General features: G+C 44.2%; 28 protein-coding genes. 19 read left to right on the top strand and 9 right to left on the bottom strand.

From position 1 onward, the window contains the following. Positions 1-221: 221 nt before the first annotated feature. Positions 222-734 (bottom strand): gamma carbonic anhydrase, encoded by a 513-nt coding sequence (locus tag ACFPTP_RS03610; RefSeq protein ID WP_381442307.1) that lies wholly within the window; start codon positions 732-734, stop codon positions 222-224. 81 nt (positions 735-815) lie between these two features. Here ACFPTP_RS03610 and ACFPTP_RS03605 point away from each other — a divergent pair, with 81 nt between their 5' ends. The 9 genes from ACFPTP_RS03605 (at position 816) to nhaC (ending at position 10000) form a co-directional block, all read left to right on the top strand. Continuing rightward, positions 816-1604: an alpha/beta fold hydrolase gene (locus ACFPTP_RS03605; protein ID WP_381442305.1), complete on the top strand. Its 789-nt coding sequence runs from the start codon at positions 816-818 to the stop codon at positions 1602-1604. Between the two features lie 19 nt (positions 1605-1623). Beyond that, positions 1624-2223 (top strand): histidine phosphatase family protein, encoded by a 600-nt coding sequence (locus tag ACFPTP_RS03600; RefSeq protein ID WP_381442303.1) that lies wholly within the window; start codon positions 1624-1626, stop codon positions 2221-2223. A gap of 96 nt (positions 2224-2319) precedes the next feature. Next, positions 2320-2847, top strand: a complete 528-nt coding sequence (lepB, locus tag ACFPTP_RS03595) for a signal peptidase I (RefSeq protein ID WP_381442301.1) — start codon at positions 2320-2322, stop codon at positions 2845-2847. Between the two features lie 64 nt (positions 2848-2911). Beyond that, positions 2912-3097 (top strand): hypothetical protein, encoded by a 186-nt coding sequence (locus ACFPTP_RS03590; RefSeq protein ID WP_381442298.1) that lies wholly within the window; start codon positions 2912-2914, stop codon positions 3095-3097. Between the two features lie 108 nt (positions 3098-3205). Next, positions 3206-5362 carry an ATP-dependent helicase gene (locus ACFPTP_RS03585; RefSeq protein ID WP_381442296.1) on the top strand — a complete coding sequence of 719 codons (2157 nt, stop codon included), beginning with the start codon at positions 3206-3208 and terminating at the stop codon, positions 5360-5362. Continuing rightward, on the top strand, positions 5359-5736 hold the full coding sequence (gene crcB, locus ACFPTP_RS03580; protein ID WP_381442294.1) for a fluoride efflux transporter CrcB: 378 nt from the start codon (positions 5359-5361) through the stop codon (positions 5734-5736). The genes ACFPTP_RS03585 and crcB (ACFPTP_RS03580) overlap by 4 nt, the downstream gene beginning before the upstream one ends. Further along, entirely contained in the window at positions 5733-6092 is a 360-nt protein-coding gene (gene crcB, locus ACFPTP_RS03575) for a fluoride efflux transporter CrcB (protein ID WP_381442291.1), read from the top strand. Before crcB (ACFPTP_RS03580) ends, crcB (ACFPTP_RS03575) begins: the two co-directional genes overlap by 4 nt. A 76-nt stretch (positions 6093-6168) precedes the next feature. Next, positions 6169-8235, top strand: a complete 2067-nt coding sequence (locus ACFPTP_RS03570) for a catalase (protein WP_381442289.1) — start codon at positions 6169-6171, stop codon at positions 8233-8235. Positions 8236-8620: 385 nt separating this feature from the next. Next, positions 8621-10000: a Na+/H+ antiporter NhaC gene (gene nhaC, locus ACFPTP_RS03565; RefSeq protein WP_381442287.1), complete on the top strand. Its 1380-nt coding sequence runs from the start codon at positions 8621-8623 to the stop codon at positions 9998-10000. Positions 10001-10039: 39 nt separating this feature from the next. Here the strand turns inward: nhaC and ACFPTP_RS03560 are convergent, their stop codons facing one another. The 5 genes from ACFPTP_RS03560 to ACFPTP_RS03540 all read right to left on the bottom strand — a co-directional run bounded on the left by ACFPTP_RS03560 (position 10040) and on the right by ACFPTP_RS03540 (position 13807). Continuing rightward, positions 10040-10573 carry an isoprenylcysteine carboxyl methyltransferase family protein gene (locus ACFPTP_RS03560; protein WP_381442284.1) on the bottom strand — a complete coding sequence of 178 codons (534 nt, stop codon included), beginning with the start codon at positions 10571-10573 and terminating at the stop codon, positions 10040-10042. A 10-nt stretch (positions 10574-10583) separates the two neighbouring features. Beyond that, positions 10584-11663, bottom strand: coding sequence for a type III polyketide synthase (locus ACFPTP_RS03555; RefSeq protein ID WP_381442281.1), 1080 nt, complete (start codon positions 11661-11663; stop codon positions 10584-10586). Positions 11664-11814: 151 nt separating this feature from the next. Continuing rightward, positions 11815-12267, bottom strand: coding sequence for a YaiI/YqxD family protein (locus ACFPTP_RS03550; protein WP_381442278.1), 453 nt, complete (start codon positions 12265-12267; stop codon positions 11815-11817). Positions 12268-12444: 177 nt separating this feature from the next. Next, positions 12445-13491, bottom strand: a complete 1047-nt coding sequence (locus ACFPTP_RS03545; protein ID WP_381442276.1) for a DUF4097 family beta strand repeat-containing protein — start codon at positions 13489-13491, stop codon at positions 12445-12447. Then, on the bottom strand, positions 13484-13807 hold the full coding sequence (locus ACFPTP_RS03540; RefSeq protein ID WP_381442274.1) for a PadR family transcriptional regulator: 324 nt from the start codon (positions 13805-13807) through the stop codon (positions 13484-13486). Before ACFPTP_RS03540 ends, ACFPTP_RS03545 begins: the two co-directional genes overlap by 8 nt. 164 nt (positions 13808-13971) lie before the next feature. Between ACFPTP_RS03540 and ACFPTP_RS03535 the strand changes: the two genes are divergently transcribed. The 9 genes from ACFPTP_RS03535 to ACFPTP_RS03495 all read left to right on the top strand — a co-directional run bounded on the left by ACFPTP_RS03535 (position 13972) and on the right by ACFPTP_RS03495 (position 20717). Then, positions 13972-14127, top strand: coding sequence for a hypothetical protein (locus ACFPTP_RS03535; RefSeq protein WP_381442272.1), 156 nt, complete (start codon positions 13972-13974; stop codon positions 14125-14127). 70 nt (positions 14128-14197) lie between these two features. Beyond that, positions 14198-15574 carry a leucyl aminopeptidase family protein gene (locus tag ACFPTP_RS03530; RefSeq protein WP_381442270.1) on the top strand — a complete coding sequence of 459 codons (1377 nt, stop codon included), beginning with the start codon at positions 14198-14200 and terminating at the stop codon, positions 15572-15574. Between the two features lie 121 nt (positions 15575-15695). Further along, positions 15696-16658, top strand: coding sequence for a phosphotransferase enzyme family protein (locus ACFPTP_RS03525; RefSeq protein ID WP_381442268.1), 963 nt, complete (start codon positions 15696-15698; stop codon positions 16656-16658). A gap of 56 nt (positions 16659-16714) precedes the next feature. After that, on the top strand, positions 16715-17239 hold the full coding sequence (locus ACFPTP_RS03520) for a histidine phosphatase family protein (protein WP_381442267.1): 525 nt from the start codon (positions 16715-16717) through the stop codon (positions 17237-17239). A gap of 39 nt (positions 17240-17278) precedes the next feature. Then, a complete protein-coding gene (locus ACFPTP_RS03515; RefSeq protein WP_381442264.1) occupies positions 17279-17710 on the top strand; it encodes an NUDIX hydrolase in 432 nt (143 codons plus the stop codon). Between the two features lie 26 nt (positions 17711-17736). Next, positions 17737-19002, top strand: a complete 1266-nt coding sequence (locus ACFPTP_RS03510) for a serine hydrolase domain-containing protein (RefSeq protein WP_381442262.1) — start codon at positions 17737-17739, stop codon at positions 19000-19002. A 15-nt stretch (positions 19003-19017) separates the two neighbouring features. After that, complete coding sequence (locus ACFPTP_RS03505; RefSeq protein WP_381442260.1) at positions 19018-19533, top strand: GrpB family protein; 516 nt, start codon at positions 19018-19020, stop codon at positions 19531-19533. A 111-nt stretch (positions 19534-19644) separates the two neighbouring features. Then, entirely contained in the window at positions 19645-20160 is a 516-nt protein-coding gene (locus ACFPTP_RS03500) for a GNAT family N-acetyltransferase (RefSeq protein ID WP_381442350.1), read from the top strand. A 65-nt stretch (positions 20161-20225) separates the two neighbouring features. Then, on the top strand, positions 20226-20717 hold the full coding sequence (locus ACFPTP_RS03495) for a GyrI-like domain-containing protein (RefSeq protein ID WP_381442259.1): 492 nt from the start codon (positions 20226-20228) through the stop codon (positions 20715-20717). Between the two features lie 199 nt (positions 20718-20916). Here the strand turns inward: ACFPTP_RS03495 and ACFPTP_RS03490 are convergent, their stop codons facing one another. Genes ACFPTP_RS03490 through ACFPTP_RS03480 form a run of 3 tightly spaced genes read right to left on the bottom strand, consistent with a single transcriptional unit; the run spans position 20917 to position 23386 of the window. Continuing rightward, a complete protein-coding gene (locus ACFPTP_RS03490; protein ID WP_381442256.1) occupies positions 20917-21873 on the bottom strand; it encodes a TRM11 family SAM-dependent methyltransferase in 957 nt (318 codons plus the stop codon). Next, the gene (locus ACFPTP_RS03485) at positions 21870-22430 is read right to left on the bottom strand and encodes a branched-chain amino acid aminotransferase (protein ID WP_381442255.1); all 561 of its coding nucleotides are present in this window, start codon (positions 22428-22430) and stop codon (positions 21870-21872) included. Before ACFPTP_RS03485 ends, ACFPTP_RS03490 begins: the two co-directional genes overlap by 4 nt. 53 nt (positions 22431-22483) lie before the next feature. Then, positions 22484-23386: a cation diffusion facilitator family transporter gene (locus tag ACFPTP_RS03480; protein ID WP_381442254.1), complete on the bottom strand. Its 903-nt coding sequence runs from the start codon at positions 23384-23386 to the stop codon at positions 22484-22486. 269 nt (positions 23387-23655) lie between these two features. Here ACFPTP_RS03480 and argH point away from each other — a divergent pair, with 269 nt between their 5' ends. Then, positions 23656-24984, top strand: a complete 1329-nt coding sequence (argH, locus tag ACFPTP_RS03475) for an argininosuccinate lyase (protein WP_381442251.1) — start codon at positions 23656-23658, stop codon at positions 24982-24984. The last annotated feature ends 142 nt before the right edge of the window (positions 24985-25126 follow it).

Genomic DNA, 25126 nt, shown 5'->3' with positions numbered 1-25126 from the left:
GGATTTATCGGTTTAGTTGCTTGTGCCATCGTGGCAGGAATCATCATTTTGTTAGTTTCCAATAAATAAAGGTGCTGCCCAATTGAGCAGCACCCATTTTACTTAGTCCAGCTTCGTGTAGCAGCCGCTCGGGGTCATAAGCCAAAGTTGCTGTGTGGCACAGATCGCCACTTCGCATCTTCGTCTTATGCCTGTAGCAGCTAACCGCCACACTCCGCTTTTTACTTAGTCATTTCCTTATAAATCCGGCCCTTTTCAACATAACTGTTCAAGACGCGTTCCATCTCCGCCCGGTCGTCGTCATTCAATTCTCGGACCACTTTTGCAGGTGAACCGAGCGCAAGGCAGCCTGGGGGAATTTTCTTACCGGGCGGGACGAGGCTTCCCGCCCCGATGAATGCTCCTTCGCCGATTTCAGCTCCGTCCAAAATGATGGCACCCATTCCGATGAGCGCGCCTTTCCGGACGATGCAACTATGTAGAAGTGCTTTATGGCCGACTGTTACATCATCTTCAATCAATAAAGTCTTTCCCGGACTTTGATGCAGACAGCTTAAGTCCTGGATGCTGACCCGTTCTCCGATGATCGTCGGGGCGACATCTCCTCTGATGACCGTATTGAACCAGATGGAACTGTTTGCTCCGATTGTTACATCGCCTGTTATCGTTACATAATCCGCTACATAGACGGAAGGATCGATTTGCGGCGTTTTTCCGTTGTACGAATAAATCATGAAACGTCTCCTCTTTTCTAAAAATCATGTATAATTTATCGTAACACAAAACTTTCATTTACATATAGGGGAGGTGAGTCCATGTGGAAATGGGAAGCGGAAGGGCAGCCAAAAGCGGTTGTGGTAATTGTCCATAATGCTTACGAACATCATCGGCGTTATGCGTGGCTCATTCAAAAGCTGCGTACTGGCGGGTTCCATGTCGTCACCAGCGATTTGCCGGGACATGGTTCCGAAAGCGGAAGAAGAACCCATGATGAACCATTCGAGTCCTATGTGGACCATGTGAAGAAGATGATCGACATTGCACTCCAGGATAATCTGCCTTTATTCGTGCTTGGACATGGGCTTGGCGCCACGCTAGTCATGCATATATTACAGCGTGAAAAACTGGAATGCGCAGGCTTCATTTTCAGTTCCCCTTGGCTCTCCATGAAGCATCAGCCATCCAAGTTTTCGGGGGTGCTGACGAAGCTTTCAAGTTCCATGAAAGTGAACCATGACATTACAATTGAAATGCTGACGCGCAACTATGATATGTACGTAGAGTTCCAGAATGATCGAGACTATAGCTCCGTTATCGTTACATCTTGGTACCGGGAGCTGCTTGCCATGATGAAATCGATCATGAGTCATGAAGAAAGCATCTTTGACACCCCGATTCTTATGCATACAGGGGAACATGATAAAATTTCAGATGTCTCTTTTGCGAAGAGATGGCTGCTGAAACAGCGGCTATCCGAATTTCAATACAAGGAATGGAAAAGGCTGTACCATGATCTTTATCAAGAGCCTGAGCGGGAAGAAGTGTATTTGTATGTTGAATCATTCATGAACAATGTACTCCGATCGCTTGGCTATATTGTTTAACTCAAAACCATAAGGGGGAGTGGTTATTTTGACGACTATCGGGTTTGTAAGGCATGGCGTGACTGCGTGGAACAAGGAAGGCAGAGCGCAAGGCAGTTCGGATGTCCCTTTGGATGACGAAGGGATTGAAATGGCAGAGCGTGTCGCAGAGAGGTTATACAAAGAGCAATGGGATGTCATTTATACAAGCCATTTAATAAGGGCGAAAAAGACGGCAGAAATCATTGCGGCAAAAATGCCGGATATGGAGCTCATTGAAGATGCTCGGTTGCGTGAAATTAGCGGCGGACTTATTGAAGGGACGACCGAGGCGGAACGCATTGAGAAGTGGGGGGAGGATTGGAGACAGCAAGACATGGGATTTGAAACACATGAATCCATCGTTTCCCGCGGCATGGAGTCCATTGAGGACATCAAGAACAAGCATGCCGGAAAAAGAGTGTTGGTCGTCAGCCATGGCGGTTTAATCAAAAGGCTATTACAAGAACTGATCACTGATACGAAATATGATGCAAATCTGGACAACACCTCATTGACAATTGTCGAATTAAAAGACGATCAAAATTCATGTGAGCTTTTCAATTGCACTGCACATTTGCAAATGTCGGCAGAATCTTGATAAAAAATCTTTCAGGTTCTTTATGAAATAAACGATTCATACCTTGAGTAGTCTATACTATATACTTAACTAAACTGTAAGATCGGGGGCTTTCAATTGAACAAAGAAACAACTTCAGAAATCATGTCATGGATAAAAGCCATTGTCGTCGCTTGCGTACTCGTATTTGTCATTCGGCACTTCCTCTTCTCACCGGTTATTGTATCCGGTCAGTCAATGGAGCCGACATTTGAATCGGAAAATCGCGTAATCATTTCGAAAATCCATAAGCTGGATCATTTCGATCTTGTCGTCTTCCATGCACCCGGCCAGAAGGAAGATTATATTAAACGCGTAATCGGCTTGCCGGGAGACACTGTTGTCATGAAGGATGACAAGCTCTTCATTAACGGTAAAGAATATAAGGAAGACTATATCCAAGCGAATAAGGAACGGCTTTTTGAGAATCAGAAATTGACGGAGGACTTTGAAGTGACCGTGCCGGAAGGCCAGCTGTTCGTATTGGGCGATAATCGTAGGAACAGCACGGACAGCAGAGCGATCGGATGTATTGACCAGGAGTCTGTTGTCGGCAAGGTCGGTTTCAGGTTTTATCCATTCAACTCAATCGGCGTTCCTAAATAAATGATGATTAACTATTCTCCTTTCGGGTATTCCTATACAGACTACCGAAGAAGGAGCGATTGATTTGTCTAAAGAAAATAAAAACAAAGAGAGCAACAGCAACAAAGACAATACGAGAGCCCAATTGTCGGGAACCGAGTATACCGACGAACAGCGGCATACGAACGAAGTCGCCTCCACTGCATATAAAGGCAGCAAAAAGGAAAAAGTGGACATCCAGAACGATCGGCTCGAATCAGGCGGCTTTTAGTACCGAACCTCTGCAGAAATTGCAGAGGTTTTTTCATGGTGCCGACTCTACATAAAATCATTCGTATGGTAAATTAAGAACATCGTTACAAGAAGGAGCACCTATGCAATGACTGATTTTTTTACAAGAAAAAAGAATGAATTAAATATAGAATTGAACGACATACAGAAAAAAGCCGTTATGCAGACGGAAGGGCCGTTGCTTTTATTAGCATGTCCCGGATCCGGAAAAACAACGACGATGATCATGCGGATCGGCTATTTGATCGAGGAGAAGAATGCAAATCCAAAACGCATCAAGGCGATTACGTTCAGCCGGGCATCCGCACGCGATATGACAGAGCGATTCAAACGGTTTTTTCCGCAGCATTCCCCAGTCGATTTTTCGACCATCCATAGCCTCGCATTTACAATTACCCGCACCTATTTGCAGAAGACGGGAGTCACTTTCGAATTGATCGAAGGCGGAGGGAAAAGCAATCCGAAACAGTCCCTCACTAAAATGTTTTTGCTGAAACGCCTCTATAAAGAAGCGCTTCGTGAAGAGGGTACGGAAGACGAATTGACCTCGCTGTCGACATTTATCAGTTATCTTAAGAACAGGATGATCCCTTTGAACGAGTGGGAGCAAGTACAGGCGCCTTTTGACAAGGCGGGCAGCATTGCCTTGAACTACGAGCAATTCAAATCGAAGACGGAAGGGCATCTCCTTCTCGATTTTGATGATATGTTGTCCATCGCGGAGCAGGCGCTGCGAGTCGATGAACAGCTTGCCGAGCAGTTCCGCAAGCGCTTCGACTATATTCTCACAGATGAAAGCCAAGATACATCCCTTGTTCAACATCGAATTGTCGAGCACCTTGCAGCACACCACGGCAACCTATGTGTCGTGGCGGATGACGATCAGTCGATCTATACGTGGCGCGGGGCGGATCCAGAGTACTTGCTAAACTTCAAGCAAGTATATCCCGATGCGAAATTGCTTAGGATGGAGCAGAATTATAGGTCCTCAAAAGAAATCGTAGAAACCGCAGCCCATTTCATTACACGCAATAAACACAGATATAGAAAAGAGATGCGGACGGCAAATAAAGAGGCGGGACCGATTGTCATGAAACAATTCGAAGACCCGAAACGGCTTCTGGAATACATCACGTATGAATTATTGGATGAGCAAAACCTGGAGGAAGTCGCTGTTTTATTCAGAAATAACTCCTCTTCCACGATGTATGTCAATGAACTCCATCGAAGGGGAATCCCTTTTTACATGAAGGATGCGGATGACCGATTCTTTTCCCATTGGGTCGTTGAAGATATGTTGAATTTCATGCGGCTCAGCTTCAATGTGGAACGGAAGGACATATTCGCGAAGATCGCCATGAAAATGAATTTATTCATCTCTCGGGACATGCTGTCCAAATTCATGAATCAAACGACATCCGGGAATGTGTTTGAAGCATTCATCCAAACTGTGCAATTGAAAGGCAGCCAAATCGAAAAATTGGATACTTGCATCGATGTCTATAAACGAATCCCTGAAATGCGGCCCGCCCAAATCATCCGGATGATCCGCTATGAGCTCGAATACGAGGAAGCGTTGAAAAGCCGGGCCGCAAAATTCGGCTATCGGATCGATCAACTTCTTGGTATCCTGGATACACTCGAAGGGATCGCATCCCAAGTGAGGACGATGGTCGACTTTGCGAACCGATTGAAGGAATTGGAACAGGCGGTGCAACAGGCGAAATTCAATCCTCCTGCCAATGCATTGACATTGTCGACTTTCCATAGCGCCAAAGGGTTGGAATTCAGGCGCGTGTTCATGATCGACTTAGTGAAAGGGATCATCCCATCCGAAGAAGATGAAACGGAAACGATGTTGCTGGAAGAGGCTAGACGATTGTTTTACGTCGGGATGACAAGGGCGAAAGAACGGTTGGAATTGCTTTCCTACCGGGAGTCGAATGGGAAGTCCAAAGAGGATTCTAGATTTTTGAATGAAGTGCGAGGGATTTTAATGAAGCCGGAAGAAGAGCCGACTGAAAAACTGAAAAGAGCCGACTTGTCGACATTGCCGGATCCGGATGGCATCAGCGATAAATCAGAATTAGTCATCGGCATGCACGTCTTGCACCGTGTTTTTGGAAGAGGGATCATCAACGGAATCGGTGAAGAAGAGATCCGGATTCAATTCGGGGAAGCAGAAAAGCGGCTGGCACTTGAAACGATTTTATCTCGGCGTCTATTGAAAGAGGTTGAACTATGAAACAAGCCCTTTTTGTCGGTATTGCAGGAGCGCTCGGAGCGATTTGCCGAGTTGGGATTGGGAAGCTGTTTGTCGGATCGCCGGATTTTCCGATGGCGACATTGACTGTCAATCTGCTTGGGACATTCATCCTCTGCCTTCTTAGTGCCGGCGTCATTCAACGGCTGACCGCCGATCGGCAGCTTCAGACCGCGATTACGACAGGCTTTTTAGGTTCCTTTACGACGTTTTCCACGTTCAGTTTGGAAACGGTCACCCTCCTGCAAGACGGTCAAGTGATGCTTGCTATTGTTTATATTGCTGTGAGTATTATCGGCGGGTTTGTTATTGGACTGTTTGGTATGAAAATTGGCCGAAAGATGGTGAGCGCATGACAGTAGCTGAAGCGGTTGTCATCGGTTTAGGCGGATTCATTGGAGCGCTCCTACGATTTTTCATTTCCGCTAGGATGAATAAAGGGGAAGGCATTCCGGTCGGTACTTTGGCTGTCAACTTGACGGGCTCTTTGCTCATTGGCCTCCTCGTCGGATTGGATTTGCCGAAGCTATTGACAGTCTTTCTAGTGTCAGGTTTGATGGGCGCTTTGACGACTTTCTCAACACTAATGAAAGAATTGATTCAGTTATGGAAGAGCGGGCAAATAAAGGAAGCGACTCTCTATAGTATTTGGACATTCGGGTTCGGAGCCCTATTAGCTTATGTAGGTTTTGTCATCGGCCAATTTTGCTAATTTGCTGTTTGTTTGGGGAATCTCTTGACGGGAATAGAGTAGGAGACTACTGAAACCGAATGGAGGAAATGAACAAATGGATAGAAACCATTCTGTAGATGCAAACAGCAAAGACAATCAATTGGAGCATTATCGATCGATTGACAAGGGGAAGAAATTGACGACGAATCAGGGGCTGAAAGTTTCGGAGGATGAGCATTCCTTAAAAGCCGGATACAGGGGACCGACTCTTATTGAAGACTTCCACTTCCGTGAGAAGATCACTCATTTCGACCATGAGCGGATTCCAGAGCGGGTTGTTCATGCCCGGGGATTTGCCGCACATGGGGAGTTCGAGTTGTACGAGTCGATGAAAAAATATACGAAAGCCGCTTTCTTACAGGAAGCAGGTTCGAAGACTCCCGTTTTTACACGGTTTTCGACAGTGGCGGGAAGCCGCGGGTCCGGTGAGACGGTTAGGGATGTCCGTGGGTTTGCCGTGAAGTTCTACACGGAAGAAGGGAATTACGACCTCGTTGGCAACAACATGCCCGTGTTCTTCATCCAGGACGCCATCAAATTCCCTGATCTCATTCACGCTGTTAAGCCAGAGCCACATAATGAAATGCCGCAAGCCGCTTCCGCACACGACACATTTTGGGATTTCGTTGCGAATAACCAGGAATCGGCGCATATGATCATGTGGCATATGTCCGACCGAGCAATCCCAAGGAGCTTCCGGATGATGGAAGGCTTCGGCGTGCATACGTTCCGTTTCGTCAATGAAGAGGGACTTGCGCATTTCGTGAAATTCCACTGGAAGCCGAAACTCGGCGTACACTCGTTAGTTTGGGATGAAGCGCAAAAGATCAACGGAAAAGATCCCGACTTCCATCGAAGGGACTTATGGGAAGCGATCGAAAGAGGAGATTTTGTTGAATTTGAATTAGGCGTTCAGCTCATCGAAGAGAAAGATGAATTCATGTTCGACTTCGATATTTTAGATCCGACGAAAATTTGGCCAGAAGAGCAAGTGCCCGTCAAAATCATCGGTAAAATGACGTTGAACCGGAACGTCGACAATGTCTTTGCGGAAACCGAGCAAGTCGCGTTTCATCCTGGTAATGTCGTGCCGGGCATCGACTTTACAAACGATCCGTTATTGCAAGGGCGGTTATTCTCCTATACGGATACACAGTTGATCAGATTGGGAGGGCCGAATTTCCATGAACTCCCGATCAATCGTCCGGTTTGTCCATTCCATAATAACCAGCGCGACGGATACGGCAGGCAGACGATCAATGTCGGCCAAGTGAGCTATCATAAAAATTCATTGGCAGACAATACGCCATCCGTTTCATCGGAAGAGGAAGGCGGCTATGTCCATTACCAAGAAAAAATCGAAGGCCGAAAAATACAGGCGCGCAGTGAATCATTCGCGGACCATTTTTCACAGGCGAAGCTTTTCTGGAACAGTATGTCACTTACCGAGAAAAAGCATATCGTAGATGCCTTCAGTTTCGAAATCGGCAAAGTGAAGAGCATGAGTGTCAGACAGCAAGTCGTAGATATGTTTGCCAATGTGGATGTCGGGTTGGCAACGGCGGTTGCTGAAGCCGTAGGGGCTGAATTTCCGACAGATATAAAAGAATCACCTGTCACGGAATCATCTCCTGCCTTGAGCCAACTGAACACGACAATGCTTCCAGATACCCGCAAAGTTGCAATCCTGATCGGAAACGGATTCGACGGGAAGGAAGTGGAATCGCTAGTCTCCTCATGCTTGAATGCTGGAATGAGCGTCGACCTCGTCGGAGAGAAGTTCGGTGTCCTGTACGGTGAGGGTGATTTAATGGTTGAAATCGATGAAACCTTCTTGACTGTCCATCCGACATTGTATGATGCGATTTATGTAGTCGGAGGAGAAGCCGATAATATGAAGAAATTTACGATGGATATTGTCGATTTCATCAACGAGGCCTATAAGCATTACAAGACGATCGGCATTGCGTCCACAGGAAAAGTGTTTTTCGAGGCGTCTGACGCGGAAATGGGTGCAGGTATCATTATGAATGAAGGTTCCGATGTATTCGCGGGCGACTTTATCGATGCAGTTGCTGCACATCGTCATTGGAGCCGGAAAGTATACGGCTGGGAGGAGTAGGATCACTTAGCTGTCATGCCTGTCAATTTGACAGGTATGGCGGCTTTTTTGTTTTCGATTGGAAAATTGGTCGGATTGACTGTTGACTTATCCGGCAGGGCTGGTAATATACAATAATAATCATTCATAAGTGAAACGAATACGTAACGGAGAGTCGACATAGTAATCCTGTTGTGGGCAGCAAAAAGAGACTGAATGGATGGTGCAAATTCAGGCAGCAACAGGCATGAAGTACATCGGCACGGGTTTCTCCGATTTGAAATGAAGCGGTCGGCAGGCTATCCTGCCGTCAAACAGGGTGGTATCGCGGAGAGCTCCTTCGTCCCTTATCCAAGGGATGGAAGGAGCTTTTTCTGTTTATGATAAATACTAGGAGGAATGCATTATGTTTCATATAAAAGCGATTCATACGCCCGCAGTTTGGGAATCGGTTCTGCTCGTTTTCGGCATCGTGGCGATGATCAGCGTCAGTTTAATAAAATTCGAGTCCGTTCCTCATTTGCCAATTCTGTTTTCAATTTTATTGTTGATCGGTTACGGCCTTTTGAAAAGGATTCCTTACAAGAAACTTGAAAAAGGTTTGGTGGAAGGGGCCGGAGCCGGCATGGGGGCAGTCTTCCTCTTTTTCTTCATCGGCATTCTCATCAGCAGCTGGATGATGAGCGGGACGATTCCGTCGTTAATTTACGCAGGCTTTCATTTAATTACGCCTACATTCTTTTTTGCGATTGTCTTCGCCGTCACTGCAATCGTCGGCATCTCGATCGGAAGCTCGCTGACAACTGTGGCGACGGTCGGTGTGGCGTTCATCGGAATGGCGAGCGTCCTTGAGCTGTCGCTTCCGATTGCGGCGGGTGCTATCGTTTCGGGTGCATTCTTTGGCGATAAAATGTCGCCGTTGTCGGATACGACCAACCTTGCGTCGTCGATTGTGGGAGTCGATCTGTTCGAGCATATCCGCAATATGGGATGGACGACGGTTCCAGCTTTCGTTATATCATTGCTTTTGTTCGGTGTATTGTCGCCATCCGTGACGACAGGGGAGTTCGATAAGATTGCACTGTTTCAAGAAACGTTGCTGGAGACTGGGATGATCCATTGGTATACGGTCATTCCGCTTGTCGCTTTGTTTGTATTGACGATTGCAAAAGTGCCTGCTTTTCTAACGTTGGCAATCAGCTCGGCAGTGGCGGTCGTCCTTTCATTCCTTCATCAAAGCATTGGATTTTCGAAAGTGCTTGGCATATTGTTTAGCGGGTATGTTTCATCTACGGGTGTAGAGGACATTGATGCATTGCTGACGCGAGGCGGCATGGAAAGCATGATGTTTACAGTCGCTTTAGTGTTATTGGCGCTCAGCATGGGCGGGTTGTTGTTTACGTTGGGGATTGTCCAGAGTTTATTGGCACAGATCGAAATGCTGTTGAAGAAAGTGTCTTCCGTTATTTTTGCTTCCGCGATGACGGCGATTGGCATAAATGTTTTGATCGGCGAACAATATTTATCGATTTTATTGACAGGCCAAGCTTTCCAGACACAGTACGAAAAACTTGGCCTTGCGAATAAAAACCTGAGCCGTGTCATGGAAGATGCGGGAACGGTCGTGAACCCGCTCGTTCCGTGGAGTGTATGCGGCATTTTCATTACGAACGTGTTAGGCGTTTCAACAATTGCCTATTTGCCATTTGCATTCTTCTGCCTGCTATCCCCGATTTTGACGATTTTGTTCGGGTATATGGGGAAGACATTGACGCGCATTTCATAAGAAAATGAAACACCGAGGATACCGGTCCTCGGTGTTTTGTCATTTATCCAACTGAAATTCTTCTGTATAATTCGTCGCTTTCCGTAGTGCTTGTTCCTCCGTTGGAATCCGTACCGTCATCATCCAAATATTGAGGAGGGAAAATACAAAGGCGGTGAAAATAGCATTGAATAATAGCGGCAGCACGAGCAGTTCCGTGGCGACGATCATATAATTCGGATGACGGAGCCATTTATATGGACCTTTTCGGACGACTTGTGCATTCGGCAGGACGATGATTTTTGTATTCCAAAACTTGCCTAATGACGCAAGACACCAAATCCGCAGTATTTGTGCTGCTAAAAAGATCCCTAACCAAATTGGCCAGATTGCGGAAAGCTGGCGGTGAAAGAAGAAAACTTCCGAAATGAGCACAATAAAAAAGAATACATGCATCGCAACCATATAAGGATAATGGGATGCGCCTGCCTCAAACGCACCTTGGCTTTTCATCCATTTTTCGTTGCGATTTGCGATCATCAATTCGATGATCCGTTGCAATATGATGATGGAAAGGACAATCCCGATAATCATTGCAGACACCTCAATCCCATTTCAACAATAGCAATTCACCGCAAAACCCCGGTCCTAGCGCGGCCATTAATCCGTATTCGCCAGCAGTAGGTTCTGACTCCATGAATCGCTTGAGGACATAGAGGACTGTCGGGGAGGACATATTGCCGTGATTCCGAAGCACGTCCCTAGAAATATCGGTCATTGAACTGTCAAATCCTAACGAATCCTCATACGCCGTCAATACTTTTTTTCCACCGGGATGTGCAACGAAATGGGTGATATCGTCTTTATCAAGATGATAAGAATCAAGGAATTCATGTACAAATGGCCCGAGCCAATCGGTAATGATGGCCGGTATGCTTTTCGAGAAAATGACATAGAGACCATTGTTTTTAATATCCCATCCCATGACATCCTCGGAATTAGGCATCCATTTTGAAGTCGTGCCGATGATCGAGGGGACAGGGATGTTAACCGCAATTTCAGACTGATCCCCTGCAATGAGCGCACATGCAACACCGTCTGAGAATAGAGATACTCCGACAAGGTTGCTTTTCGAATAATCATCCTTTTGGAAGGTCAAACTGCAAAGCTCGATGGAGAGTACCAGCACATTCGCCTTGGGGAAGGCTTTGCAATACTCGAATGCCCGGCTCACTCCTGCTGCCCCTCCAGCGCAGCCTAATCCCCATATCGGAATACGCTTCACATCATCACGGAAAGGGAGCCTGTTCATGATGCGGGCCTCTATGCTGGGTGTGGCAATGCCTGAACTTGAAATGAAGAAAATGGCGTCGATTTCTGAAGGGTCGACGGTGTTCGTCAATGTGGTGGACTGTTGCAGGCATGCTTGTACAGCTTGAACACCGAAATCGATTGCGTGGCGGATATACAAGTCGTTCCGCTCTTCAAAACCATGGGCTTGCCCATACCACTCAAGTGGCATGCAAACATCCCGCTTCTCGATATCGCCGTTTTGAAAGACTTTCAACAGTCGTTCAATATCTTTGAATTTACGGCTGAAAAGAGAGCGGGTCAATTCAACAGCTTCCGCTTGCTTCACCTCATGGGGAGGCAGGAAGGTGCTGACGGAAAGGATTTTTGGCATGGATAGACCTCCGATATCTTTATTAATCTCTAACCTTTGCAGTCAGTTACTAAACATAGTTGAAGTTTGTTGGATGAAGAATGGGAGTTGCAATTATAGTAGTTTATGAATAGAGGGAAACGAATATGAAAGCCCGGCAAAAGAGCGGGCTTCAATCGGATGGAGAAAGTAGCATCCTGCATAAATGACGTAGTTTTTCCTTGAATTTTTCATTGCTTTCTTTTGATCGTTTCTTAGGGCCGCGGAGTCGCCCGCCCGCCATTCGGATTTTCTGTGCGGCATGTCTAGCGAATAAAAGCTGGTCAATATTTTCGTTCGTATACAGCCTGCCGTTCTGATCGATCGGGTGTCCTTGCTTTGCAAGAACCATGGCGGCCAATCCATAATCCTGTGTAACGACGATATCCCCTTTTTGCACTTTATTGACAAGAACAAAATCGACAGCATCCGCACCCTTGGAAACGATGATCGTCTCTGCCCCTTCGCGATGCATTTCATGGGCCGTGTCACAAATGAGCGTACAAGGAAAATTGAATTGCTTTGCAATGGAAATCGTTTCATTTACGACTGGACAGCCGTCTGCATCCACAAAAATCATAACCATGGCAAGACCTCTTTTCAATTGGAGTATGAAAGCGATGTTCTATCATCATACTGTACATCGACTGATGCCTCACTATATCATATTCATTCGTTTTCTTTTCATTCGAAGAGGGAATCGGAAAACGTCATAACTCGCATAAACAGTGAAAGAGGGCGGAAACCGCCCTCTTTTTTATACTTATCTAACAGTTATTCTTCCATTATCCGATTTCAATCGAATTTGGTGCAATTCAGCGCCGAAGCGGCTGCGTGAATTCCGTTCACCGTAAACATCGATCCGTCCATGTCCGGTTTTCGCTAAAATGGTCGCATTCGTTGCCTTCTTTGTTGTCGTAATTTCAATGCTGCCGTTATCCGTTTGAAAATCGATGTTGCGGTCCAAATGTTCACCGGCGAGGACAATCCGCCCATTGTCGGTAATGGCCGTAATCTCACCGTCGACTTGGTCGAACTCGATGCGCCCATTGTCCGATTCCGCGTAGATCGAATCGGCTTCGACATGTCTCATCGTCACCCGTCCATTATCCGTTTGTGCCTTCAACCGTTCAGTCTGAACCTTCGAGATTTCAATTCTTCCGTTATCGGTTTCTGCGTGAAGTGAAGTGGCTGCCAGTTCAGTTAATTCAATTCGCCCGTTATCCGTGCGCGCCTCGATATTTTTACCGATCAACTTCTCAGCATTAATACGGCCATTATCGGATTTCATTGAAATGGATTGATAGAGCTTTTTAGGGATGAACACGTTTAAAGCAACCTCCTTCGTATTGAAATTGAAGATGAATAACCAAAGTCCTTTCTTTTTCAATCTGATGCGCAAGGTATCTTCGAAAACGTCTGCAGAAAACTCCAGCTTGTCATTGACGTTGATCAGTTCAATTTTTGTCTCAGAGCTATCCGAAGGAAATACGGAAAGCTTCCCATGAAAAACTTCGATATCTACCTTCGTGAAGCTGTCGTCTTGGATCGTTACCACTTCACTTGAAGGGGATGTTGACAACCGGGTCCCTTGTGAGACTTGAAGGTCTTCAAATGGATACGCATCCAAGAGCTCAGTTGCAATTTTCTGAGGCGATCCCAGGGAAGCCGCAATTTCGATTTCCGTTTTTCCGTCATCCCGACCATTTGAAAAGTATTCACGGATATCTTGCAGAATATCGTTTCTTTCATCTGCAGGCAAACGTTTCAAAGCGTTTTCAAGCTCATTGATAAATTGGTTTTCAGTCATGGCGAACGCCCTCCTCGATTAATTTATTTACACCTTCCGTGAAATTGCGCCACTCTTCCAGCTGCTCATGCAAATAATCCCGCCCGGCATCTGTCAACTTGTAATACTTACGAGGGGGCCCTTCCGTCGATTCCTGCAAATAGGTCGTGAAATAGCCTTCCTTTGTTAACCGGCGCAACAGTGGATAAACAGATCCTTCAGAAATGGATATCTGATCAGAGATTTTTTGTACCAATTCATAACCATAGCGATCTTGTTTATCCAATAGAACTAGGACGCATAAATTTAATACGCCTTTTTTAAATTGAATATTCACCACTAGCCCTCCTTTTTCAGTACTGTGTAATGAATACTACTGTGTTAAGTGTAATATATCATATGGTATTATTCATTGCAAGGTACTGTGAGAAAAAATTTCCACGAAACTTTTTTATCGATCCGACGTATAAAAGGTAGACATCTATGTGAGGAGGAAATGAAATGGAAGGAAGCTATTTCGTTGGATGGGGAACACTTGCATTAATCAACGCGGGGATTGCGCAAGGGAAAAATAGAAGCGGGCTCAATTGGTTCCTTTTATCTTTGTTATTAGGTCCGGTCGCGACGTTCATTCTTGTAATGGTCGGTAAAAGATAACTTTTTCAATAATGATGATATATGGTAAACTATTTCTGTACTCGAAATAAATAGATTTGGGGGAATGGAAATGGCGGAAGTTAAGATCATCTTTGCAAACGATGAATTGATTAGCGGAAATGAAGCGCGGAAAAAATTTGTGGCGCAACAGAAGGCTGGCCATTGTTCAGTTTTGATCGAAGACACGCAGTATGTCGTCATCAAGGAAGCTGAAAAGGCGAATTTGGAAAAGGTCCGTTCGACAGCGGGCAACATTGCGCGTGACTTGGCTTCACAAAAAGTGGAGAAGGCAACAGTGCAGGCAGGCGTCTTAGGGAATGTGTTCGCCGGCTTAGACAAAGAAGAAGTCTACACAGCTTTCGCAGAAGGTTGGGATCTCGGATCCTATCAATTCCTCTCGTATAAATCTGAGACAGAGCGATTCAACACGGAATTGCAAGTCGATGAAAGCGATGTGCAGGCAGCTGTTCAAACAGGAAAAATCCGTGCAGCGGCAACCGCTTTCTCTCGTGACTTAATGAATGAATTGTCAGACGTCCTAAACCCCGAAACGTATCCGGAAGTATTGAAGGAAAAGTTCGAAGGGAAAAACGTTGAAATAACGGTTCACGGCAAAGAGCAGCTTGAAGAGATGGAAATGAACGGCCTTATGACAGTTTGCCGTGGAAGTAAATACAACCCATCATTTGTGGAAATCCGCTATGAAGGGGATACTTCTAAACCACTAGTAGCCCTTGTAGGAAAAGGGGTTACATTCGATACTGGCGGCATCAGCCTGAAAAGCGGCAAAGATTTAAGCGATATGCGTATGGATATGGGCGGTTCTGCTGCAGTTGCAGGAGCAATGCAGCTGCTCGTCGATTCACAGGCGAAAGTGAATGTCGTAGCTTTGATTCCGATGGTAGAGAATACACCGGATGCAAATTCCGTGTTCCCTGGTGAAGTGATCCGATATAAAAACGGCAAAACAGTCCAAGTCGGCAATACAGATGCAGAAGGACGCCTCATCTTAGCAGACGCGCTAATCCGCGCTGGTGAATTAAATGCAGAGTATATCGTTGACATCGCAACGTTGACTGGTGCAATTGTAGCTGCACTAGGTTCAGAAATCGGCGGCGTCTTCGGTGATGAAGAATTGTCGTTCGTCATGAAAAAAGTCGGCGATCAAAACGGTGACTTTGTCTGGCCGATGCCATTGGTTGAAGCATACGACAAATCATTGGCAAGCGATTACGCAGATATGAACAATATCAGTTCATTGAACGTTGCGGGCTCGATCACTGCAGGTCTTTTCCTACGCCGCTTCGTTCCTGAAAACAGCAAATGGCTGCACGTGGACATGGCGGGCATGATGAGCAAGTCAAGTGCATCGGGCTACTATGCAAAATCTGCAACAGGCTACGGTGCAAGGCTGTTGGCGGACTACACTGTGGAAATTTCAAAATAATAAAGAACAAAGAGGATATATGTTCAATTTGAATATATATCCTCTTTTTGAATTGTAAATTTAGTCTATTATGTATAGAATGTATGCAAATATCTGTTTTATTTGAAAGGTGATTTTTCAAATGATTGATAACAGTGAATCGACCGAATTACAATTGCTTAAAGTACTCAACAAATTATATCCAGTAACGTTACTAACAGTTCAATCAGTAACAAATGAGATGTTCCGATGTACTGCCAAACAGGACGTTTATTTTGCCAGAATCACCAATTACAAGTCTTACGATGAACAGCTTGAAGAAGTTATGTATACGAATTTCTTGAATAAAGAAGGGTTGGCAGTATCACCAACAATTTCTTCATTGAATCGGAATGTGGTGGAAAGAATAACACTCGGCAATAAAGATGTGCTAGCCGTTCTGTACAAAGCAGCGCCTGGTATCCATTTACCAAGAGAGCAGTGGAATGCCGATGTATTGAAAGAATTAGGCCGGCAAATCGGTAGATTGCATCGTTTTTCGAAGAAATTTGAAGAGATCCATCCAGTGAAGCATATCAACGATTGGTATGAGAATGAGGAGTATGCCTTTCTTAAATATATCCCTGAAGAAGAAATTGCGATTAGAAATATTGCTCAAGACGTTTTATCAACAATTAAAGCGTTGCCAAAAAACCGTTTGAATTATGGATTGTTACACGGAGATTTATGGTTGGAAAACATACTGGTTGAGAGTGATTCGAAGTTGACAATGGTTGATTTTCAAGACTGCGAGAAAAACTTCTACATTTTCGATTTGGCAGTTCCCATTTACAGTGCGATCGAGTATTCGTTCGTGGGAGGCGGCAACATCGTCGACTACGGACGGGAAATCACAAAAGCAATCATTGACGGATACCAGGAGGAACATGACCTTCCTGCTGAAATGCTTGAACACCTTTCATTGTTCATTAAGCTAAAGGAAGTCTTCGAATACAGTCTAATGCATATGTACTGGAATAAAGAAAAGTTAACGGAGGAGCAGATTCGAATCATGAACCATTTTAGGATGAGGATTGAACGAAATCATTCGCTTTTAGATAGGTAACACTAGAACGTATTTTGGTTAGGGCACAAATAAAAATATATAAAGGGGAATTTTCCATGATCTATGTAGTAAGGCATGGACAAACAGATTGGAATAAAGATCGAAAAATGCAAGGAAGAATGGGTTTACCGCTAAACGAGCATGGAATACAACAGGCTAAAGCTTTACAAGATAAATTACAGAAAGTAAAGTTTGATTTTGTATTTTCTTCTCCGCAAGAAAGGGCCGTGCAAACAGCGGAAATTATTACCGGGGTACAAGCTGTTGTGGATGATCGTTTGGATGTATTTGATCTAGGCGAAGCTGACGGGTTACCGGTTAGTGAAGTCAGGATGGCTGAATTCTTACCGGATTCATCTATTTATAAAGGTATTGAAGAAACAACTGAATTTGTAAGTAGAGTTTTCGATTTTATGAAAGATCTTGAAAAGCAATGTGGGGACAATGAACTTAACGTTCTCATAGCAGGTCACAGATGTACCACTGGTTGTATTGGCGCCTATTTCAAAGGAATCCCTACTGATGGCAATGTATTGAAATTTTCCTCGGACACGGGAGATTATAAGACATATAATTTTTAGAGTTTATTACTCACATAACATAAAGAGGGGGCAGTGGCTTTGGGACAAGATACAGCAAGTTTTAATACACCGCCTAAACATTTTGTTTCAGCTGCAACGATTGTACTCAATGATCAAAATGAAATTCTATTAATTAAAGGACCAATGAGAGGTTGGGAAATGCCAGGTGGAATCGTTGAGGAAGGCGAGTCTTTGAAAGATGCAGCAATTAGGGAAACTAAAGAGGAGTCAGGGATTGATATTGATGTTCTGAAATTCTGTGGAATATTTCAAAACGTGAAAAAATCAATTTGTAATACGCTGTTTCTAGCTAAACCAATTGGAGGCAAAATAACAACTTCACCAGAGAGTTTAGAAGTAGGTTTCTTTCCTATCGAACAAGCTTTAGAGATGGTGACACTGGGGAACTTCAGGCAAAGAATAGAGTATTGTCTTAATGACAGTAGGCAACCATTTTATGTGGAATTTTAGTTTACATGGCGAGGAAGTATAATCTTATGCCATCAAAACATTTAAAACTAGAAACCTATATTAACAAGTATATAGAGTTGTGGGACTTTTACGGGGTAATCCAAGTGATTCAAAAAGGAGAAGTGCTTTTTGAAAATGCATACGGCTATGCAAGTATCGAGTTTGGAATAAAAAATGATATGGATTCGCGCTTCTCCATCGCTTCCTTGTCAAAACAGTTTACGGCCTTTGCGATTATGCTCCTCTATGATAAAAAAATGCTGGACATCGATAAACCTGCAAATTTATACCTCCCTTCCGATATGCAGATTGACGAATCGATCACTATCCATCATTTATTATCACATACTTCTGGTTTATATAATTTCACAAACTTTGAAGATGATTTTTTCGCTGGTTACAATAGAATGGATTATTCACGAATTGATTTTTTTCAGAAGTATATTAATAAAAAGCCTACAAAGCCAGAAGGGACGGAATTTGATTATAATAACTCAAACTATAATTTGCTTGCTTGGATCATTGAAAATGTTTCAGGAGAAACATACGGTGATTTTCTACGAAACCATATTTTCTTTCCTTTACATATGTTAAACAGCGATGTTGATGACGGTAGTAAAACGATTAAAAACAGATCGAGCAATTACGTAAAAGATTTTGACGCAACTATCAAAAGCCCGTATTTTAATGAGAAATTTAGTATCGGGGCAGGCGCTATCGTTGTGAACTGTGAGGATATGTACAAATGGTTTATGTGTTTGCGGGACCGAAAACTACTTTCCGAGAAAGTGTTTATTAGGTTTTTTAGCGTTAACCAAAATAATTATTGTTATGGACTTGAGCATCATCACGTTTATGGAACAAACAGATATTCGCACGGCGGAGACCACCTTGGAATCAGTACGTTTATGCAGAGTTTTTTCGAAGAAGATATTTGTATCATCATTCTTTCTAATAATGAAGCGATAAATCAGTACAGACTCGGAAATGCAATTTCAGATATTCTCCATCATGTTGAAGTAGCAGCACCGACTAAATACCAAGAGGTTCCACTCAATAAAAGTCAGCTTGAAAAGTATTGCGGAACATATTTAAAAGATAAGATTGAAGTGGAATCTATTAATGGCAAATTATACTTCACAAGATTTGCTGGCAATCTCCATATTGAAATTTACCCAGTAGGTGAAGGGGAATTTGTTAGAAGATATTATGATCAACTCAATCCATACAGTATCATTGAGGAAGAAAATGGCTATCTGTCGTTTTTTGGATATGTAAAAGAGACCTTGTAGCAAGGAGGAACCTATTTGAAAGTCAGGCTTTCGAAGTACGATGAAAATTGGGTTCAAATGTTCAATGAGGAAGCTCTAGTTTTGAGGAGCATATTCGGGGAGGAAATCATCAAATTTGAACATTTTGGGAGCACTTCTGTTCCGGGTATGAAGGCAAAGCCTGTCATTGATATGATGTGTCTCGTAAAAGACATTGAGAAAATCGATACGTTTAATGAGCAGATGCTTTCCCTAGATTATGACGTTGCGGGTGAATGGGGAATTGAAGGCCGGCGTTTATTCCGTAAGGGCGGGGAAGACAGAACCCATCACATTCATGTTTATCAGCAGGGTAACCCTCACATCCAAAGACACTTGGTACTACGAGATTATTTGAGAACCCATCCCAAGGAGGTTGAACGATATACATATTTAAAAGAAGAATTAGCTCAACGATATGATGACACAGCTTTATACAGCAAAGCAAAAAAGCCATTCGTAAAGGAATTGGAACAGCGTGCGTTGGATTGGTTTGAAAATCAGAAACCATAATCAAAAATCGCTGTAGGTGATCAGTAAACTTGGCGAGCGCTCATAACCCGCTGTATTGAATAATGAACGGAGGTCAGTCATTTGATCAATAAACTTCAGAGTGAAAGAGTCATGCTCCGAGAAATGGAAGAAAACGATTGGATAGATGTTCACAAATATGCTTCACAAGAAATGGTTTGTAGGTACCAGCCTTGGGGGCCAAATTCAGAGCAAGAGTCTGAGGAGTTTGTGAAGCAGGTTATCATTGATGCCAAAAAGAAACCGAGAAGCCGATTCGTCTTTGCAATAACCTTAAGGGAAAACGAAGAAATGATTGGTGCAGGTGAGATAAATATTCGGGACTATACGAATAGAGTCGGCGAAATAGCATACATAGTGAATCCACAATACTGGGGGAAGGGATATGCAACAGAAGTGGCGAAACTATTAATTGCATATAGCTTTACTGATTTAAAACTACACCGCATTTTTGCAACGTGTGATCCAAGAAATATCGGTTCATTAAAGGTGCTAGAGAAAACGGGAATGAGTCAGGAAGGTAGAATGCGTGAGGTTTTATTAATAAAAGACGGCTGGCGGGATTCGTTGTTATACAGCATCTTAGAACAGGAGTGGATAAGGGAATAATAATATTTCTGATATCAATATGAATGGAGTTATCTGTAAAAATAAAAGAAAAAAGGGGATTTAACATGGAAAACTTCCATTATGAAATTGTGGAGAGACCCGCATACCGAGGAATCGGATTGAAATGGGAAGGCCCGTACACAGAGGTTAGTACTTTGAAAGAACTTATTACTAGCGTGAACGGTAGAGTAGCGGAATTGGATCATGCGACTAAACCAAAAATGCAATTAGGATTATCCTATCATCTTCGGCCGGATGGATTTGTGCATTATTCCGTATATGAAGTTAGTGAAGATCAACAAGTTCCCGATGGAATGATCGAAATACATGTACCGGCGATGACGTACTTAACGACACATCATGAAAAAGGTCAAAACATCGGCCAAACTTATTATAATATCCTTCAATGGCTGGAGGAAAGTGATTATGAGCCTTTTATTGAGCCGCATGTGGAATACTACGACAGTTTGCCGATCAAACATGAAAGATACCCGGATGATCGTGATCAAAACGATCCCCATTTTGACATTTTAATTCCTATTAGCAAAAGGATGTAAATTTAATTCTTACATCTATTAGTGGAAGAAGAAAGGACATAACCTATTTTAGTATGACTAAAATGTTATGTCCTTAAGGTTATTTAATAAACTTCTCAATGGCATTGCAACCAGCAGGGATGATCAAACAACTAAGAAACAGAACACCCACAAATCTGTTCATTCATTCCACCCCTTTGTTTACATGAACACTCCTCATTCATTCACAAACAACAATTTGCCGCTCGAACGTCCCCTTTTTCGCTACACAGCGGTCTACAATCGTAAAGCCGGCTTCCAAAATCATATGATCCATCGGCTCAATCGTAACAACGATGAGTCTTGAAGTGATCCGCCTGGCGTCTTTTAAAATATCCTGTTGACCTTCAGCGGTAATATGCGTGAACAGATTATAGGGCATATCGATAATTGCCGCATCATATGTATCCGTCACTTCGGATATGGGGCCTTTTACGACTTCTCCCTCCAGTCCGAAGTGGGCGAGGTTCTTTCTAGAACCATGGCACACGAGAGGGTTAATATCCCGGCCGACAATATCGATGCACATTGAGCGCGCTTCGACCAAGACAGTTCCGATTCCGCAGCAAGGATCGATTGCCCGGATCCCTTCAGGGTGGGGGACAGCGATATTAGCAACGGCCCTTGCAACTCGTGTGCTCAGAGCAGTGGAATACATATGCGGTTTTTGCATATGAAACCGCCAAATCGGCTCGCTTTCCTGCAAAATGCCGAAATACCAAACCCCTTCAAGCATAACAATCCCGAAGTGTACCTCCGGCTCGAACAAATCTGCTTCCCCTTGGATTACTTCACCGATCTCCCGCTCAATGCTACGCCTCTCCGGCTGGCGAAGTTTGGCAGTCGAGTCAAGCGCGATCGAGTTCAGGCATGTCACTTTGAATCTCTTATGGCTTACAAATGCGGATGCTTGCTCTATGATTTCGTCCAAACCGCTTCCGGAAAACAGGACTTCCAGACGCTCCTTCATGAAAGGGCTCCTGCTCGGATCGATTTCCAGCCTGCTCTTGATCACGTTCGACGGACTGTCAAAACCGAAAAAAGCCCTCATTTCCAATCGGCATAGATCGTGTTCATCCACTTGCCGCACATATGTGTAGATGAATTCCTTGTTTTCCACTTCAAATGCATGCTTCAATTTGCTGCCTCGATTGCTTCAAGCAAATTGAAGATGAATCGATAAGCTAGGTCCATGGCATCTTTTATTGCCATATCTTTATGAAAGCCGTCCAGATAATCGAGCGGTATATTGACGTCCCATAATCCATCCTTGTCGGAAAACATGGCGCTGAATGTTTTTGAACCGACATTCGCAGCCAAATACTCCTTCAGGAAAGCACTCCATTTTTTCTGTACTTTCAATCCGAATAAAACGGTGGACGTTTCGAAAACATCATCCATTTCAAAAGCGATGCCATCGACCCCGATCGTTTCAAAGGCATTTGATTCAACATATAAAAACTCATCAGCGTTTTTGGTGAAATAGGAGACCGGTTCATTCATGAACGACTCAGGCTCTTCTTTGATCACTTCTTCTGTCTCTTTCAAGCATCTTTCAATGACTGGAAAACTCCATTGTTTATGTTCAATTTCCGTATTTTCCTCAATCAATCCTTGCTTGACTGCGTACGCTTGTTCAATTGGAAACAGTGCTTCATTCTCAGTGACCAATTGCGTAATTTTTTCTTTCAACATCATAGACACTCCTTTTCACTCACCAGTATACATCACTACATAGTCCCACCGCATTATTCGTCAGGATACCATGGGTTCAAATGGATGAGCACTTCATCCACATCCGCATGTTCACTTATGATTAAATTACGGATTTTACTCGAAATATCATGGCCTTCTTGGATTGTCAATGTTCCGGAAATGCCGATCCTCAAGTCGACGAGGACATAATGTCCGTGTTCCCGTGCACGCAATCGATCAATCCGTTTCACTTCAGGGACAGTGCGGATCAACGCTGCAAATTCACGAAGACGTTCTTCTGGCACGTTCTTTTCCATTAGGATATCCATCGCTTCTTTCCCGATTTCATAAGCGAGTCTAAGGACAAGCACCGAGACGATCACTCCTGCGAACGGATCCCCGTAGGATAGAAGAGGGATATGATAGGCATCGCCAATCAAAGCCAAACCGATACCGACAACAGCGGCAAGAGAAGCATAAACATCCGCTAAATGGTCGTACGCTGTTGCAATGAGACCTTTACTGTTCACTTTTTTCCCGACGCGCATCGTATACATATAAAGAGCTTGCTTCCAAATCAAGGAGATGATAGCAGTGATCAAGGCAATGACACTCGCCTTCGCCGGCTCCTCAAAAAATGTTTTGACAGCTTCATAACCGATATAGATAGCGGCAATCCCTAAAATGATCGCAACAAGCCCTGAGCCAATGACCTCTGCTTTCCCATGCCCGTATGGATGATCATCATCTGCGGGACGCTGTGAAAACCGCATAGACGTCAATGCAGCAGCAGAAGCAACTACGTCACCAGCGTTATGGAAACCGTCCGCGAGCAAGACGGGACTGTTGAAGAGGACACCAACGAGAATTTTTAATACCGTTAACACAATATTGCTCATCAAACTGATCCAAATCGCAAAGACTGAAGCGATGGAGTGGTTTTGATTCGTTGTCATTTATCTTGCCTCCAAGCCGATTTTCCCCTGGGAAAGAAAAACCCCTGACATATTGTTGTCAAGGGTAGGGGAGAATAGTATTTATTGTTGCATTTTTCTTTTAATATTATCATGGCCATCACTCTTTTTTTCGTCAGTGAATCAAGCATAGCACTACTTTAGTAAGCGAGCAAGGAATAGGAGCCGCTCCGGATTTCATTGCAATTACTGATGTTGTTTATTATAATACAAGATAATGAATAAAAATACATAACGGAGGTTGATACTACATGAAGCTTTGGGGAGGACGTTTTACAAGCCGTGCCGATGAAATTATGGAGCAATTCAACACATCATTGCCTGTCGACTATAGATTGTATAAAGAAGATATCGCGGGGAGTCTCGCGCACGTCACGATGCTGGTCCATTGTGACCTGCTGACTCCGGAGGAAGGAGAATTGCTCGTTCAAGGACTTGAGTCGATCCTGCATGATATTGACAACGGCGAGCTAGTCATCGAAGGGGACTATGAAGATATCCATTCGTTCGTGGAGATGCATTTGACGGAAAGAATCGGGGAAACGGGGAAGAAGCTCCATACCGCTCGCAGCCGAAATGACCAAGTGGCGGTCGATATGCGCCTTTATGCAAAGAATAAGGCGGTTGAGGTGATGGACGGGCTTCAAGGACTTATCGATTCCCTGCATGCAAAGGCCGCAGCGAATAACGTCATCATGCCGGGATACACGCATTTACAGCGAGCGCAAGTCGTCACATTCAGCCATCATCTGGGTGCGTATGAGCAAATGTTCAAGCGTGATAAAAAGCGTGTCGGCAATGCACTCGAACTGCTCGATGAAAATCCGTTAGGATGCGGGGCGCTTGCGGGGACGACACATGCAATTGATAGAGATATTACAACGAATCTATTAGGGTTTGCGAAACCGGTCGATAATTTTCTTGACGGGGTGAGCGACCGGGATTATATGCTGGAGCTCATGTCCGATTTCTCTATCATCATGATGCATTTAAGCCGTTTAAGTGAAGAGCTGATTTTGTGGAGCAGCCAGGAATTCAAATTCATTACGATGGCGGACGCCTACTCGACAGGAAGCAGCATCATGCCGCAGAAGAAAAATCCGGATGCGGCGGAGTTGATCCGCGGTAAGACAGGAAGAGTTTACGGCTCCCTATTCGCTTTGTTGACGACATTGAAAGGCCTGCCGCTGACGTATAATAAAGACATGCAGGAGGATAAAGAGCAGTTTTTCGACGCGCTCGATACGGTCCTTGATTGCATGGAAATCATGTCGAAGATGATCGACACATTGACGGTGAATGCAGACAATATGAAAGCCGCCATCAAGGCAGGCTTCCTGAATGCAACCGAAGTGGCGGATTACTTGGTAGCGAAAGGCACTCCATTCCGCGACGCCCATGAAATCGTAGGGAAAATCATCATTTATTGCGAAGCGGAGAAGAAGGCGATCGAGGATTTAACCGTGCAGGAGCTTGCCGTCTTCAGCAATGAAATCGGGGATGACATTTACGATTATATCGACTACGAAAACATTTTGACGAAAGGGAATAAGGGGTTAATGAAGGAAGTGGGCAAGTAAGCGAATAGTCCGCGAAGCCAACGCTCATAAAAGTCGGTTTCGCGCTCATAAATCCTGTTTGACGCTCATAAACTTCTATTCCGCGCTCATAAACAACGGTCAAACGCTCATAATTTCGAATCCGCGCTCATAAACAACAGTT

The sequence above is a fragment of the Sporosarcina koreensis genome (assembly GCF_042655825.1).
GTDB lineage: Bacteria > Bacillota > Bacilli > Bacillales_A > Planococcaceae > Sporosarcina > Sporosarcina koreensis.
Note: the sequence above shows the minus strand (reverse complement) of the source record. Positions and strands in the feature narration are given on the sequence as shown.

Coding starts and splice junctions, on each gene's coding strand:
- ACFPTP_RS03610 (WP_381442307.1), bottom strand. CDS start 734: ATGATTTATTCGTACAACGGAAAAACGCCGCAAATCGATCCTTCCGTC.
- ACFPTP_RS03605 (WP_381442305.1), top strand. CDS start 816: ATGTGGAAATGGGAAGCGGAAGGGCAGCCAAAAGCGGTTGTGGTAATT.
- ACFPTP_RS03585 (WP_381442296.1), top strand. CDS start 3,206: ATGACTGATTTTTTTACAAGAAAAAAGAATGAATTAAATATAGAATTG.
- crcB (WP_381442294.1), top strand. CDS start 5,359: ATGAAACAAGCCCTTTTTGTCGGTATTGCAGGAGCGCTCGGAGCGATT.
- crcB (WP_381442291.1), top strand. CDS start 5,733: ATGACAGTAGCTGAAGCGGTTGTCATCGGTTTAGGCGGATTCATTGGA.
- ACFPTP_RS03570 (WP_381442289.1), top strand. CDS start 6,169: ATGGATAGAAACCATTCTGTAGATGCAAACAGCAAAGACAATCAATTG.
- nhaC (WP_381442287.1), top strand. CDS start 8,621: ATGTTTCATATAAAAGCGATTCATACGCCCGCAGTTTGGGAATCGGTT.
- ACFPTP_RS03560 (WP_381442284.1), bottom strand. CDS start 10,573: ATGATTATCGGGATTGTCCTTTCCATCATCATATTGCAACGGATCATC.
- ACFPTP_RS03555 (WP_381442281.1), bottom strand. CDS start 11,663: ATGCCAAAAATCCTTTCCGTCAGCACCTTCCTGCCTCCCCATGAGGTG.
- ACFPTP_RS03550 (WP_381442278.1), bottom strand. CDS start 12,267: ATGGTTATGATTTTTGTGGATGCAGACGGCTGTCCAGTCGTAAATGAA.
- ACFPTP_RS03545 (WP_381442276.1), bottom strand. CDS start 13,491: ATGACTGAAAACCAATTTATCAATGAGCTTGAAAACGCTTTGAAACGT.
- ACFPTP_RS03535 (WP_381442272.1), top strand. CDS start 13,972: ATGGAAGGAAGCTATTTCGTTGGATGGGGAACACTTGCATTAATCAAC.
- ACFPTP_RS03530 (WP_381442270.1), top strand. CDS start 14,198: ATGGCGGAAGTTAAGATCATCTTTGCAAACGATGAATTGATTAGCGGA.
- ACFPTP_RS03525 (WP_381442268.1), top strand. CDS start 15,696: ATGATTGATAACAGTGAATCGACCGAATTACAATTGCTTAAAGTACTC.
- ACFPTP_RS03520 (WP_381442267.1), top strand. CDS start 16,715: ATGATCTATGTAGTAAGGCATGGACAAACAGATTGGAATAAAGATCGA.
- ACFPTP_RS03510 (WP_381442262.1), top strand. CDS start 17,737: ATGCCATCAAAACATTTAAAACTAGAAACCTATATTAACAAGTATATA.
- ACFPTP_RS03500 (WP_381442350.1), top strand. CDS start 19,645: ATGCTCCGAGAAATGGAAGAAAACGATTGGATAGATGTTCACAAATAT.
- ACFPTP_RS03495 (WP_381442259.1), top strand. CDS start 20,226: ATGGAAAACTTCCATTATGAAATTGTGGAGAGACCCGCATACCGAGGA.
- ACFPTP_RS03485 (WP_381442255.1), bottom strand. CDS start 22,430: ATGTTGAAAGAAAAAATTACGCAATTGGTCACTGAGAATGAAGCACTG.
- ACFPTP_RS03480 (WP_381442254.1), bottom strand. CDS start 23,386: ATGACAACGAATCAAAACCACTCCATCGCTTCAGTCTTTGCGATTTGG.
- argH (WP_381442251.1), top strand. CDS start 23,656: ATGAAGCTTTGGGGAGGACGTTTTACAAGCCGTGCCGATGAAATTATG.